General features: G+C 49.8%; 10 protein-coding genes. 7 read left to right on the top strand and 3 right to left on the bottom strand.

The genetic code is table 11. The annotated features are described in order from the left end of the window. Positions 1-81 precede the first annotated feature (81 nt). Complete coding sequence (locus K0H60_RS04515) at positions 82-1,008, top strand: LpxL/LpxP family Kdo(2)-lipid IV(A) lauroyl/palmitoleoyl acyltransferase (protein ID WP_084796736.1); 927 nt, start codon at positions 82-84, stop codon at positions 1,006-1,008. A gap of 173 nt (positions 1,009-1,181) precedes the next feature. On the opposite strand, the gene K0H60_RS04510 is transcribed toward K0H60_RS04515, so the two are convergent. Next, positions 1,182-2,906 carry a potassium/proton antiporter gene (locus tag K0H60_RS04510; RefSeq protein ID WP_220057410.1) on the bottom strand — a complete coding sequence of 575 codons (1,725 nt, stop codon included), beginning with the start codon at positions 2,904-2,906 and terminating at the stop codon, positions 1,182-1,184. 622 nt (positions 2,907-3,528) lie between these two features. Between K0H60_RS04510 and K0H60_RS04505 the strand changes: the two genes are divergently transcribed. The 3 genes from K0H60_RS04505 to K0H60_RS04495 all read left to right on the top strand — a co-directional run bounded on the left by K0H60_RS04505 (position 3,529) and on the right by K0H60_RS04495 (position 8,649). Beyond that, positions 3,529-5,814, top strand: coding sequence for a nitric-oxide reductase large subunit (locus K0H60_RS04505; protein ID WP_220057409.1), 2,286 nt, complete (start codon positions 3,529-3,531; stop codon positions 5,812-5,814). Between the two features lie 192 nt (positions 5,815-6,006). Further along, a complete protein-coding gene (norR, locus tag K0H60_RS04500) occupies positions 6,007-7,563 on the top strand; it encodes a nitric oxide reductase transcriptional regulator NorR (RefSeq protein ID WP_220057408.1) in 1,557 nt (518 codons plus the stop codon). 171 nt (positions 7,564-7,734) lie between these two features. Then, on the top strand, positions 7,735-8,649 hold the full coding sequence (locus tag K0H60_RS04495; RefSeq protein ID WP_088210998.1) for a L,D-transpeptidase family protein: 915 nt from the start codon (positions 7,735-7,737) through the stop codon (positions 8,647-8,649). Positions 8,650-8,748: 99 nt separating this feature from the next. Here the strand turns inward: K0H60_RS04495 and K0H60_RS04490 are convergent, their stop codons facing one another. After that, the gene (locus K0H60_RS04490) at positions 8,749-9,576 is read right to left on the bottom strand and encodes an N-acetyl-ornithine deacetylase (protein WP_088210999.1); all 828 of its coding nucleotides are present in this window, start codon (positions 9,574-9,576) and stop codon (positions 8,749-8,751) included. Positions 9,577-9,738: 162 nt separating this feature from the next. Between K0H60_RS04490 and K0H60_RS04485 the strand changes: the two genes are divergently transcribed. Both K0H60_RS04485 and K0H60_RS04480 read left to right on the top strand, forming a co-directional pair. Next, on the top strand, positions 9,739-11,154 hold the full coding sequence (locus K0H60_RS04485) for a M16 family metallopeptidase (protein ID WP_220057407.1): 1,416 nt from the start codon (positions 9,739-9,741) through the stop codon (positions 11,152-11,154). Next, entirely contained in the window at positions 11,151-12,689 is a 1,539-nt protein-coding gene (locus tag K0H60_RS04480) for a M16 family metallopeptidase (RefSeq protein ID WP_220057406.1), read from the top strand. The genes K0H60_RS04485 and K0H60_RS04480 overlap by 4 nt, the downstream gene beginning before the upstream one ends. 5 nt (positions 12,690-12,694) lie before the next feature. On the opposite strand, the gene K0H60_RS04475 is transcribed toward K0H60_RS04480, so the two are convergent. Beyond that, entirely contained in the window at positions 12,695-13,537 is an 843-nt protein-coding gene (locus tag K0H60_RS04475; RefSeq protein WP_220057405.1) for a bactofilin family protein, read from the bottom strand. 229 nt (positions 13,538-13,766) lie between these two features. Between K0H60_RS04475 and zapE the strand changes: the two genes are divergently transcribed. Beyond that, positions 13,767-14,969, top strand: a complete 1,203-nt coding sequence (gene zapE, locus K0H60_RS04470) for a cell division protein ZapE (RefSeq protein ID WP_220057404.1) — start codon at positions 13,767-13,769, stop codon at positions 14,967-14,969. Positions 14,970-14,985: the final 16 nt, after the last annotated feature.

The following is a 14,985-nucleotide window of genomic DNA, read 5'->3' as shown; positions in this document are numbered from 1 at the left end:
AATTAAACCGTGATTGTACCTAATTTTCAGCAAAATATGAGTTAGAATAAGCAGTAATTTTCAAAAGTAGTGAGTATTTTTGTGGTCGAGAAAGCTGAGTTTTCATCATCCTTATATCATCCGAAGCACTGGCCCATGTGGTTTGGGGTGTTAGTGATGCGGATTACCCAAGTGTTACCTCTCTCGTGGCAAATGAAGTTAGGTAAAGGATTAGGCCGATTAGTTAAGACTATTGCAGGCAGTCGTACCCATACCGCACGCCGCAATTTAACTCTCTGTTTCCCCGACATGCCGGAATCGGAGCGCGAAGCCCTGCTGACCCGCAACTTTGAAGAAACAGGTAAAGCGATTTTCGATACCATCAATGCCTGGTGGTGGACCGATGAAAAAATCCAACAACATATGCAGATCACCGGCAAAGAATACGTGCAAGACACCTTGAATGCTGGCCATGGGGTGATTCTGTTCGCCGTGCACTGCTTACCGCTGGAAATGGGCGCGCGTATTTTTGGTCAATTCCAACCCGGTGTTGGGGTGTACCGTCCACACAACAATCCGGTGATGGAATACCTACAGGTCAAAGGCCGCTTACGCTCAAACAAAGCCTTAGTGCCAAAACGCGATCTACGTCAGATGGTGCGTTGTTTACGCAATCCCGATGTGATTTGGTATACCGCCGATCAGGATTTTGGGCGTTCGAGTGCGGTGTTTATTCCCTTCTATGCCGTGCCCGATGCCGCGACCATTACCGGTGCCACCACACTGGCTAAACTCGGTAAGGCCAAAGTGCTGCCCTTCTTTGTGGAGCGCACCGAAGGTGATAAGGGTTACCATATTGAGATTATGCCGCCGCTGGATAATTTCCCCGGTGAAGATGAGCTAGCCGATGCCATTCGCGGTAACAAAATTATCGAAGGTATTATCGATAGAAATCGCGCCCAATATATGTGGCTCCACCGCCGCTTTAAGACTCGCCCAGATCCAACGGACAAGTCCTTATATAAATAAGCTTTCGTTCTATCTGTTCGAGATAAGTACTTAAAAGCGGATAAAAAATGCCAAGCAATTGCTTGGCATTTTTTATGTTAGAACTTTCGGTTTAAGGCATTGTTGAGGGTTGAGGGCTTGAAACCCTAAGCATCATTTCCTGTTAAGCACTGCATAGCAGGCTTAAGCACTGATTAAGCCTCTGCCGGTAAGCGAATACCCACATTGGTCACTTTGCCTTCATTGAGCCCTGCAACCACCCAATGCAGCGACTGCCATAGGAACTGATCCCCAAGTACCGGATGCGAGCCTAATTCTGCCGCCACTAAATCTGCGACCGTCATGTCGCCAGTGGCTTCATCTAACTCCAGACCATAAATCGGCGCCAGATCCAACAGCTTAACCTCAGTATCGATAAAGAAGTCACCGAAGAAACGTGGCACTTCCTTGGTTTCGGGCGCCTGACTAAAGAGGTTACTTAAGGCTTCTAGACTCTTCTCTTGCCCAAGCACGCACAAAATATCCCCCGCCTCGAGGCAAGTACTGCCCGAAGGGTGCAGCAGTGTATTATGGCGAAATACCGCCGCAATCCTTGTTCCATCTGGCATTGAGAGGCGTTTAAGCGGTTCGCCGATACACCATTTGTTTTCACTCAGATGGTACACAAACACTTCCCACTCGCTGCTAGGGTAAATTTCAACCCCAGAGCGTGAAATCGGCAACGGCTTAGGTGGCAACTCAACCTTAGCTAAACGTGCCGCCGTGGTGAGGGACGCCCCTTGTACTAGCAGTGACACTAACACCACGAAGAATGCCAAGTTAAAGTACAACTGCGCCCCCGGTAATCCCGCCATCATAGGGAATACCGCTAAAATAATCGGCACGGCGCCACGCAATCCGACCCAAGAAATAAACCAGCGGTCACGGCTGCTAAAGCTCTTAAAGGGCAGCAAGCTGAGCCATACGGCTAACGGTCTGGCAAACAGGATCATCCCAAAGGCTAACGCTAAGCCCGGTAACCAAATATCCAACAAGTCAGACGGTGTGAGCAGCAGCCCTAATACGAGGAACATACCGATTTGGCTAACCCAAGTCATGCCATCCAATACGTTTAGGATGGCATGGCGACCACGGGTAGGCTTGTTGCCGAGGAAGAGACCGACGAGATAAATCGACAGAATGCCGCTACCGCCGAGTTTGTTCGAGGCGGCATAAATCATCAGACCGCCACTGAGCACTAAAATCGAATACAAGCCTTCGGCAAGCTTGCTTAGATTCACCAACTTCCACAGCAGCCAACCGCCGCCAAGACCGAGGAAAATCCCCAAGCCAAACTGCTTGATAAAGCTTATCAGCATAAAGCTTACGGATAACTCGGCGTCCACATTAGCGAGGATGGCAATCAGGGTCACGGTTAAAAACACCGCCATTGGGTCGTTACTGCCCGATTCGATTTCCAGCGTCGCGCCAACACGCTCGTTAAGGCTACGGCCCTTTAATAGCGAGAATACCGCCGCCGCATCAGTGGAGCCGACAATTGCCCCCACCAGCAAGCCTTGCAACCAGTGTAAGTCAAATAACCATGCGGCCATTACGCCCGTGATACTAGTGGTGATAGCGACCCCAAAGGTCGCCAGCGACAATGCTGGCCACAGTGCCACCCTAAAGCTCGCGACCCGCGTGCGCATACCGCCATCGAGCAAGATAATGGCTAAGGCTAAGTTACTGACAAGATAAGCGGTTGAGTAGTCGTCAAACAGAATACCGCCGGGACCATCCTCCCCGGCTAAAATCCCTACTGCGAGGAAAATTAATAAGATAGGGATACCCAAGCGCGAAGACACGGGACTTAACAAAACACTCACAGCGGCAAGCAAGGCACCGATCAGAAAAAAACTATTGATGGAATCTGCATCCACACATGCCTCCTTAAATACAAGAGTGTTTAGTTAAACGATAAAGAAATCACCTAGATTAAAAATGACTCAATTGAAAATTTTTGTGTTTCTATACTAGCATAAAAAATGCAAATTAATGGAGTTTTAAATATTAAATTTCAAACATCTACATCCAAATCCTCAGTGAAAGACCATTTTGACTAACTTTTACATAAAAACCAGTACAACCATAAACACCTACCGAACATGAACTCAAGCTCATAAACAAGATAAAACCTTTATTTATCAATACATTTAAAAATAGCATTCCATATAAACTCACTGTATACCGCCAAAATCGCCAGGATAACTATATAAAAATATGCCGTATTCGCTAAAAGTCAGCTTAAGTCCAGTTAAACTCTGCAATAACTTGAAAGCATAGATAAAATCACCTTTCCCATTGTGTTATCGACATACAAGCCTCTAAAGATGTCATAAAGACAATCACTGTCATATCAACAATCAATATTCAGTATCAAAAAGACAATCAAGCATAGAGTGAAATTTATATTCTTCTTTATTTTCAACAACAAAAAGGCTTGGCACGTATTACGCAATAGCAGGTGAAACGTATCAAAATGACGTTGCATCAAGGAGACTTATGAGCAAACAAAAACTCACCGCTATCGCACTGCTTATTGTGCTGATTGCTTCATTCACTGTGCTGCTGAGCATAGGCAGTGAAATTTATCGGGAAAAACCGCCAATCCCCACTGCATATACCGATGTAAATGGTCAGGTTGTGTTTAGCGAAAATGATATCGAACAAGGTCAATTGGTCTGGCGCTCCATGGGCGGCCATCAACTGGGTTCGGTTTGGGGACATGGCTCTTATGTTGCCCCGGATTGGACTGCCGACTGGTTACACAGAGAAGCCGAAGCTTGGCTCGATATTCGCGCAGAGCAGCAATATCAAACGCCGTTTGCCCAATTAAACTCCCAACAAAAAGCTGGGCTTGAACAAGCCTTAAGGGAAGATTTACGCCATAACAGCGTCGAGCCACAGGCCGATGGCACAGTGCTGATCCGCTTGTCCGACACTCGTATCGAGGCGATAGATAAGGTCGAGCAGCATTATTTATCCCTGTTTGGGAGCGATCCGGAGCTTAGCAACCTTCGTGAACAATACGCCATGAAAGAAGGCACTGTGCCCGATCTAGCGCGCCGCGAACAACTCAATGCGTTCCTCTTTTGGGGAGCCTGGGCGGCAATCACCGAGCGCCCCGATGCCCCCTATACCTACACCAATAACTGGCCCTTCGATCCCCAGCTAGGCAATACACCGACCTCGGATAATATCGTTTGGTCGATACTCAGTATTGTGACCTTAATTGCGGGGATTGGCGGATTGATCTGGCACCATGCGAGCGGCAAGCATGAGAGTCTGCCCAAGCCCTCGGAGCAAGATCCGCTGTTTTTCACTAAACCCACCGCCTCACAAAAAGCCGTCGGCAAATACTTCATCACGGCAATTGGTCTGTTTTTACTGCAAATTTTACTCGGCGGGATCACGGCCCACTATGCGGTTGAAGGCCAAGAGTTTTACGGTTTACCGATTTCGGAAATACTCCCCTACTCAGTGACTCGTACCTGGCACACCCAGTTAGCGGTATTTTGGATAGCCACGGCCTGGTTAGGCACAGGGCTGTATATTGCTCCCGCCTTATCGGGTTATGAGCCGAAATATCAACGTCTCGGCGTTAACGTACTCTGGGTAGCCTTGGTCGTCGTGGTACTTGGCTCGATGGCGGGCGAATGGATTGGGGTGCAGCAGTATTTTGACCTCGACATGAACTTCCTCTTTGGTCACCAAGGATATGAGTACATCGATCTTGGCCGAGTATGGCAAATCTTACTCCTCGTCGGATTATTGATTTGGCTGGCTTTAGTCACCGCCGCCATCAAACCCGCTCTTAAAGTGCAAGGCGAGATGCGCCCTGTGATTTGGGTACTCTATGCCTCCTGTGTGGCGATTGGCTTGTTCTATGGCGCCGGCCTCTTTATGGGTAAACACGCCAACTTAGCGATTGCAGAATATTGGCGTTGGTGGGTTGTACACCTGTGGGTTGAAGGCTTCTTCGAAACCTTTGCCACCGCCGTTATCGCCTTGATGTTGGTACGTTTAGGGTTAATCCGCGGTCGCAGTGCCAACGGTGCGGTGTTATTCACGACAGTGATCTTCTTAACAGGAGGTTTGATTGGCACCCTACACCACCTCTACTTTACTGGCACACCCACCTCAGTGATCGCTTGGGGCGCCATCTTCTCCGCCTTAGAAGTCGTCCCCCTCGCCATAATTGGTTTTGAAGCGATGGAAACCTACCGTCTGCGCAAAGCCAGTGGCTGGATGCAACGTTATCATTGGGCGATGATGTTCTTTGTGGCGACCGCGTTTTGGAACTTAGTCGGTGCAGGTATGCTGGGCTTTTTAATCAATCCACCTATCTCGCTCTATTACATTCAAGGATTAAACACCACGGCCACCCACGGTCACGCCGCCTTTATGGGCGTGTACGGTATGCTGGGCATGGGCTTGATGCTCTTCTGTCTGCGGGGCCTCACCGGCAATATGCAGTGGAATGACAAAATGCTCAAGGGCGCCTTCTGGAGCCTCAACATTGGCCTAGCGGCTATGGTGTTTATGTCGTTATTGCCCGTGGGGATTACGCAGTTTTTTGCCGTCATCGACCATGGATATTGGTTCGCCCGTTCGCCAGAAGTGATCCATAGTCCACTGGTTGAAAGGCTGGTTTGGATGCGCATGTTTGGGGATGTCATCTTCAGCATCGGCGGTCTCTTAATGGGCGCCTTCTTAATCGATTTGATCAGAAAAGCCCTGAATAAACCTGCCAAAGTACAACAGGAAGTCTTACAACCCCATCACTAACGACAGCGATTAATCCGATCTGACCAAGGTGTCGTTTAGGCACCTTGGTTGCTTAGTTTGATGGCCTGCGCCGTTTATCGTTTACCACGCTTTTATAGCCATACCACAATAACGGTTAGCAGTGTCTAAATAACCTGTGTCAATATAACAATCAATGCTATAAATCAGGGGAACCTCGCTGCTGGAGTTTTTATGGCCCTTAGTCAAACCGACCTTACCCGTATCGCACTGGACATTACCTCAGGTTTAGCCCACAGGGACCGCTTCTCACGCTTGCTCGATACGGTGAGAGCTAACCTGCACTGTGACGCGGCAGCGCTACTGACCTTCCATGGACACTATTTTACCCCGCTGGCTATCGACGGTTTGAACGAGGATGTGCTCGGCAGACGCTTTATCCTGAATGAACATCCAAGGCTTGAGGCCATTGCCCGGGCGGGCGATATAGTGCGCTTTCCCGCCGACAGTGAACTTGCCGATCCCTACGATGGCTTGATCCCCAATCAAACCGGGGCATTGAAGGTTCATGCCTGTATCGGACTGCCCTTATTTGCCGACGAACAGCTTATCGGCGCCGTGACTATCGATGCCTTTAATCCCCTACAATTCGACCAATTCAGCAATACTGAGCTGCGCAGCTTAAGTGCGATTGCCGCTGCATCCTTAAGCAACGCCCTGCTGGTTGAAAAACTGGAGCGCATGGCACTCAATAGCCACTCGACCCATGTGCAGGAAAAAAGCCCGAACCTTAACCACGATGCCGAAATCATCGGTAACTCGCCCCAGATGCAAAGCTTGAATCGTGAGATTGAAGTCGTTGCCCATAGTGACCTTAACGTACTGATTTTAGGCGAAACAGGAACGGGCAAAGAGTTAGTCGCCCAGGCAATCCATCAAAAATCCGCGAGACAGCACAAACCCTTGGTTTATCTCAATTGCGCGGCGCTTCCTGAATCGGTTGCCGAGAGTGAACTCTTTGGCCATATTAAAGGCGCATTTACCGGTGCCATCAGCCATCGCAGTGGCAAGTTTGAAATGGCCGATAAGGGCACACTCTTTCTAGACGAGATTGGCGAGCTTCCGCTCACGCTTCAGGCCAAGTTGCTGCGGGTCTTACAATATGGCGATATTCAAAAAGTGGGGGATGATCGCAGTCTTAAAGTCGATGTGCGTATCATTGCCGCCACCAATAAGGATCTGAAGACAGAAGTGCTGGCTGGCCGTTTTAGGGCCGATCTTTACCATAGGTTGAGTGTGTTTCCCCTGCTGGTGCCGCCCCTGCGGGAGCGCGAGCAGGACATCACCTTGTTGAGTGGATTCTTCGCCGAGCGATATCGGCAAAAACTCGGGATGAAGCAGCTTAACTTCAGCCCCAGTAGCTTAATCTTGCTCAATCAATATACTTGGCCGGGCAATGTGCGCGAACTAGAGCACGCCATTCATAGGGCAACCGTACTGGCGCGAGTGTCGGCACAGGATGGCTGCTGCACCATAGCACCACAACATTTTGATTTACCGTTTAAACAAAGCCCTGTAGAGACAAACGCATCGGCAAGCTTAAGCGTAAACGATATGCAGCTTCGCCCGTTGGAAGGTGTCAGTTTAGCCCTAGCGACCGACGCCTTTCAGCGTGACTACATCAAACAAGTGCTCACGGCGCAAAACGGCAATTGGGCCGCCTCGGCCAGAGCCTTAGGACTCGACCCTGGCAATCTGCATCGCCTCGCAAAACGCTTAAGGCTAAAATAAGTGATAAATACGCCGTACGGATCATATTTCAGTTGAAATAATGGCCAAAATAAGGAAGGATGCGAGCTTCGCGCGCCAGTGCACTTTGCCCGACAATTTGCCGCCCTGTTTTAGGGAGAAAAAGCCGCGTAAAACAGGTTATTTTATTAACAGGAATCGTAGTATCCGCTTATGAGTATGCTTCGCACCACAGCTTTATTATTGACTCTGGTTTTTCCGAGTCTTTCCGCTTTAGCAACGGAATACCCTTTACCGTCTTCGAAGAGTCGGTTAGTTGGCGAGAACCTGTATTACACAGTGCCAGAGGGTAAACACACCCTCGAAGATGTTGCCGCTAAATTCCAACTCGGTCTAAGCAACTTGCTGGAAGCAAACCCTGGTGTGGATCCTTTCCTACCTACTCCAGGCAGCAAGCTATTAATTCCTCAACAGCTCATTCTGCCCAATGCACCGCGTGAAGGCATAGTGATCAACGTTGCCGAAATGCGCCTGTATTACTATCCAAAAGGTAAGAACACCGTTGAAGTGCTGCCTATTGGTATTGGTCAAATTGGTAAAGATACCCCTGAAAACTGGGTCACCAGTGTTCAACGTAAACGCGCTAACCCAACTTGGACACCAACCCCACGTATTCGTAAAGAATATGCCGCAAGGGGCGAAATTCTGCCTGCGGTTTGGCCAGCCGGTCCCGATAACCCAATGGGACTCTACGCGCTCTACATTGGTAACTTGTATGCCATCCATGGCACCAACGCCAGCTTCGGTATTGGTTTACGTGTCAGCCAAGGCTGCGTACGTTTACGCCACGATGACATTGAACACTTATTCAAAACGGTTCCAGTGGGTACCCGAGTACAATTTGTGAACCAACCGATTAAAGCGACCGAAGAGCCAGATGGTAAGCGCTACTTAGCCGTGCACCAGCCACTGTCACGCACCATTGCCGAGTTTGAATCAGAAGAGCCCGTCTCTCTGACCTTACCGAAAGATATCGCTAAGTTTATTGCCAAGGCCGATACCGATTCAGCAGTGATTAAAAAGCTGCTCGATGAGCGTACAGGCGTGCCAACGATTATTAATCAATAATCGGCAAAGTAATAGATTGCAGCGGTTGATGCCGCTGCGCCCATAAAAATACCCGCCTAGGCGGGTATTTTTGTTTCAATCGAAATAAAACCTATCGGCTCAATCGCATAATGGTGCGCAAAGGGCCAAGAAATGGGTCATTGCCGCGCTATTTGCCAAAATACGTTGGTCGAAGTTTTGCAGTGCAGGGGTTTCGGTACAGGCACCGACACGCGCGCCGCTACGCACTAAACACGCCTCAAATGAAGTATCGAAGTGATTGAAAATCAAGCCATCTTTAACAGGGCAACCATCAATCTCACCATCAGCGGCGATAGGGAAATAGCCCCCTAAGGTATCGCGTAAATCGAGACTAAAACGTCCCGGCACTTGGCTTGGCTCGAAGGAATACACATAAGCCTCACGGCTCAGCACGTCCTCATGGCAGGTTAAAATACCGTCACGGCTCGCCGCGATGAGTAATTGCGCATGATCCAACAGCAGCTTACCTTCCACCGAGGTGCTCTCGTTGGCCTTAGGTTTACCGTTTTCAAACACGAAGCCACGGTTAGGGTTTTCACCAAACTTGTTAAATCTGTGGCCACGCTTAAAGCCGGTTGGGTTCACCAGAGGCAGAATGCTCAAATTCACCCGTTCAAATAAATCGGCCGATGCCTCACTTAAAAAGTGCAGTAAGCCCCAAGGGCCAGCCGATTCTTCACCGTGAAACCCTGCGCTGATCAATAACGAAGGTAAGCCAGATTTGGCGGCGGGAGATTGATACAGACTGACGCTGTACTTGCCGACTTCACCGAGTTTTTTCTCAACCATCCCCAAACGGGACATTTCCTGCTCAAGCTGTAGATAAAAATTATCGATATCAGTGCTTTCACAGTTAAAAATATCGCTTTTCCACTGAAAGGATTCGAACGGAGATCTGCTTACCATATCTTGTACTTATGCCAGAAAAAGAACTGTGCCATCATAGCAGTTCTTTTAAAAAACTGAATGCTATTCAACTGATTTAGATGAAATCAGAGGAGTGGGCTAAGCTGCTCACACAAGCACACAGATGAAAGCCTTCAGCGGGTAATTTAGATAGGATGCTAAATGAGACCATACCTTAGCGGTTATTTCGGCCTAGTTATCGCGTTGCTTAGCCCTTCGCTTAAGGCGCAGTGCCAGATAACGGGCGCCGAGCGCCTGTATCAACTCGAGTCGCAAATTGAGACTTACACTTTAGCCAATGGCCTCACTGTGCACCTCTTGCCGCAAGCGGATAAACATACCTTGACCATTGCCAGCCAATTTAATGTCGGCGCGCGCAATGAGGCCAAGGGCCAAACTGGCTATGCGCACTTATTCGAGCACATGCTCTTCAAGGGCAGCGAGCATGCTCCCGGCGACAGTTATGCCCAGCAGTTAAGTGCCCTTGGGGCGCGTTTTAATGCCAGCACCCACTTCGATTACACCAATTATTACGTCACTCTACCAAGCCAAGCTCTAAGTTTGGGGTTGTTCCTCGAGGCCGATCGTTTTATTCGCCCCGATTTGAACGAGACTACGGTAAAAAATCAGCAGGAAACCGTGCTCCAAGAAATGGCGCAAACCATAGATAACCAGCCCTATGTGCGCAGTGCGATGGAGTTTCTGCTAGAGCAGGTGAAGGATACGCCCTACGGCCACGGTATTATTGGCAGTCGTGAGGATATTACCGAGGCGAGTCCCGAGCGTTTAATCGCCTTTCACCGCGCTCATTATCGCCCCGATGCGATGCAATTATCCTTAGTCGGCAAGCTTCCCTCCGACGTTAAGTCGCTTATAGCACAACACTTTAATGCTTGGCCCACGCCTGATCAGCCCATAACCGAATTTGATGAGCTGAAAATCACGCCTAAGCCCGTGCATGCAGAGCTTATCGATGAGCGTGGTCCTTGGCCTGGCTTACTGCTCGCCTGGCATACTGTGGGTAAAAATCATCCCGACGCTGCCGCTATTCGCCTGCTCGAAGGCTATTTATTCCAAAATACCCGCAGTGCCATAGCGCAAATTAGCCAGCACGACCCGGCGCAAATGTTGAGTTATTCACTGCCCTTTGAGCTGGAAAATCATGGCATAACCAATCTGGTCTTAGTGCCTAGGGCCAAAACCTCCCTCGATGAGTTAACGGAAAAGGTTTTAGGCGTGGTTGCCAAAGTGCAGCAGACGCCATTGAGTGACGCTGAACTGTGCCAACTCAAACAAACTTGGCTGAACAATCAGTTAGCGCAGCTCGATAACACTCAATCGCTCGCCACTCTGCTATCCGCCACGGCGAAACAAGACCAAAGGCATCCCTTAACGGCCCAATGGCAACGGATTAACTCTGTAACGACAGAAGATCTTCAACGGGTTGCCACGCTCTACTTTACCAACAATATGGTCAGGGTTGACCTCTTGCCGCCTTGGTATATCCGCGTTGGCAAGACTTTGCTGGAGTGGCTGCCATCGAGTGTGAGCGATAGCCTTGAGGACGCGGTACTATGATAAAAACGATTCCATTCAGTAGATTGGCAATAGCGCCAACTCTCCTTAAAGGCCTAAAAGCCATGAGCCTTGGCCTTTTCGGTATCACGCTAATGGCTTGCCAACAGACCCAGCTGAACTTTACCGCCACCCAAGCGCCCAGTTTGGCAAGCTTCGATACCCATACTCAGCTATCGGAGGTGGGGCTGATCCACCTCCCCACTGAACCGGTGTTTAACGATGTGGTGCCCGATGGCCTAACACTCCCCTACCAGCTCCACAGAGCACACAGCAGCCAAGGCCTGAGTAATAGGGTGAGCCTCGTCGCCATCAGCCCCAGCAAACCCTTCGAAAATCCGGATATTTTACAGTTCGCCCTGCAGGAGAAAGCCCTTAGTCTGGCGCTAAACCAACCCGATGCCTGCCTTGAAACCTTCGAGACTCGCGTGACCCTGCACAGTATCAATTTGAGCCTAGCCTGCCCCGTGCCGGTTAATCATCTCTATCGCCTATTGATACAATTTTGGCAAGCCGATGCGTTTAGCGAACATGCCGTGGCAGCGGTCGATATCGACAATATCCGCCGCCAATTGAAACTCAATAAGCACTTGAATGCCTTTAGTGGCGCCGAAATTGATAAAGTCTGGCGCGATAAACTCCTAGGGGCGGCACACCCCTATAATCAGAGCATCAATAATCAGGCACTGTACGACTCACTCACCTTAAGTGAACTATCGCAATTGCAGCAGCGCACATTTGCCCAAGCAAAGTGGCACCTGTTTTTAGAAGGCACAGAGGCTGAAGAAGCCGAGTTTGACCTCAAGCAAAGCCTCGCCCTGTGGCAGGGTAACACCGACTTAAGCTTGCCCACGGCATCAACTAAAGCAAAGCCGCTTAATCGAGCGACTTCGTCGATAAAGCAGTCCCACACTATCTATCTGATTGATGCGCCGGGCAGCGTACAAACTCAGGTACGAATTGGTTATGCCCTCGACGATAAACACTTATCAGCACAAGATATTCCACTCGCTTGCCGCAGTTTAGCCGCCATCTTGGGACGCAGTTTTTCGGGCCGGCTCTATTACGACTTACGTGAACAGCGGGGCTTAACCTATGGCATTTACGGCCAATGCGCTAATGCGCCGCTCGCCACCAGCATTAAGTTTTATGGCAGTACGGCGATAGAGCACACGGGCGCCTTTGTGGTGGGGATTTTAGATCATCTCAACCTTCTGGCCTCGACGCCCGCGAGCGAAGGGGAAATTGCCGCCCTTAAAACCTATCTGATTGGTGAAGCGCTGTTAACGCAAGACAATCCCAGCCAGCGTGAAACCCAGTTTATTCATCAACTGGTGTTGGGATTAGATCCCCTGTCGAACCAAGCTATGAATGTAAAGCTGCAGGATCTGACGCCCGCTCAGTTACAGCAATTAACTCAGCAAGCCTTTAGCGGCGAACCTTTGGTGATTTTACGGGGGGATGTCGATAGGATAACGGCCGACCTCACCCACAAGCTGCCGGGCTGGCAGCTAGAGGTGGTCAAAGTAAACGATTAATTTTTTTAGAGTTTACCGCTAGGTACATCGCTCGCAGTGCCCTGTTGTAACATCTGGGCATGGCCTTGCTCCATTTGCGCTAAGTCTTCCATGGCGGCGCCAGATTCCATATCAGGATGCCCTTCGCTTGGATGTTCTGGATTACTGCCATCATGGCTATCCAATGCCATGGCTGAAGCCGTTTGTGTGTCGTTATCGCTTGCTACAGCGCTATCCTTGGCGAGCGAGTCATCTTTCACGGGGGATGGCAGCAGAGTTTCACTATTCAGGGCATCCCCCTGCGCAGTATTTGCTGTAATGGCCGCTGGTTGACCAAGGGTGCTTAGCCAAGTAGTTAACTTTGCTGGTGTTATGACACTGACCAGCACAATAACGGCGGCGGCCGCGGCGCCATAGGGTAACCATTTGCGCGCCCCCGGCTGATTATCCCGAGCATATAAGGCGTTGGTCTGAGCGGTTTTAGTATTTTGGGCTGTGCTTTCTGGCGCTAAGGTTTGCAATAGCTCGGGTAGGTGTTCCAACTCTTGGCCGATAACACGCTGACCGATAAACTGCCCGCCCTCATAAATTTCTAATTGGTGGCTAAGCACTTCGCCCTCGACCGTGCCAGAGCTGACAATCACTAATTTATTGCAACGCACCTTGCCGCGAAAAACTCCGCAGACTTTCAGTTCATCACAGCTGAGCTCACCCGAAACTTCGCCACCAAGCTCGATTTTAATCTGTCCGGCGCAGCGGATATTTCCCGCTAATTTCCCCGCAACTAATGCCGTGCCCGCCAGTTGCATCTCGCCCTCAATGGAGGTTGAGGCACTGATAAAAGTGACACCATTACCTTTGCTACCCATAGGTTTAATTCCATCTCATTATTTTTGTGAAAAAGATGTTAAGTGAAAATACCTGAAGAATAAAGCATTGGATTCCTTTGATATTTAACTTGAGTCGGTTTTAGGTAAGATTTTAGTCCGCTAATTAACTGTGTTAGGCTGGCAAGGTTTTTCAGCAGACTTAGGCTTAGCACCTCACACAAAATAAGCCCTAGCTTACTGCCGCAAAGGGATAACACTGGCTCAATTGATGACAAATTCCATGGTCTTAAACCCGCTCACAACGGCAACCGCACCCCAATCACCTCTGGCCATTTATCAGGCCAAAATCGGCGCCGAGCTGATTGAGGATCCCGCGCAGGCACAGGCGGTGCTCGCCTTAGATAAGCTGTATCAGCAGATTATTGGTCGAACAGACGCTCAGCCAATCAAAGGCTTATATCTGTGGGGTGATGTCGGTCGGGGTAAAACCTTTCTTATGGATTTGTTCTTCGATGCCCTGCCACCACAGGGAAAGCTTAGATTGCACTTTCATCGCTTTATGGCGCGGGTGCACCAAGCCTTAAAGGAACATGCAGGGCAGCGCGATCCGCTTAAGCTGATCGCAAAAAATCTAGCGCAGGAGTGCAAGGTGCTCTGTTTCGATGAGTTTTTTGTCTCAGACATAGGGGATGCCATGATCCTCGCCGGTTTGTTTGAAACCTTGTTTGCCCAAGGGGTGGTGCTAGTCGCCACATCCAACATTCCCATCGAGCGCTTATATGAAAATGGCCTCGCCAGACACAGATTTTTACCCTGCATTGCCCTGCTCCAAGCCCATACCCAAATGCTGCATCTGAACGGCGAGCAAGACCACAGGTTGCACGCCTTGAATCACGAACCGTCGGCAGAGGCCATTGCCGCCACCTCAAAGAATATTGGCCTGACTGGCGCACTGGATTTCGAGGCCATTTTTACGGCGCTGACGCATGGCGCGCCCCTGCTTGAAGCCAGTACGCTGCGCATCTGTCAGCGGGATATTCCCGTCGTGCGCGCCACTGCTGAAGACCAGCAGCCTTCGGTCGCTTGGTTTGATTTTCATGCCCTGTGCGATGGCCCGCGCTCGCAACTCGACTATATTGAAATTGCGAGCCGATTTAAGGTGTTAATGCTAAGCAATGTGCCAAGACTCGGAGGCGAAGTAAAAGGCTGGATCCGCGCCCGCGGCACTGAAGATGGCACAGGCGACAATCAAGCGGCCACCACGGGAGAGCGGCAACTGTCCTATGCCGCTAACGATGATCCAGCGCGGCGTTTTATCAGCCTTATCGATGAGTTATACGATCAAGGGGTGAGCTTATATCTAAGTTGCGACGTGCCACTGAGCGAACTCTACCAAGGCGGCGCCCTCTGTTTTGAGTTTCGCCGCACCTATAGTCGACTCATTGAGATGAGCCAACAAAGAGTAGAATGAGTCATCCCAGCATGGT

Origin of the sequence: Shewanella mangrovisoli (genome assembly GCF_019457635.1) — a bacterium.
Classification (GTDB): Bacteria; Pseudomonadota; Gammaproteobacteria; order Enterobacterales; family Shewanellaceae; genus Shewanella; species Shewanella mangrovisoli.
This window is presented reverse-complemented; position numbering and strand designations above follow the sequence as displayed.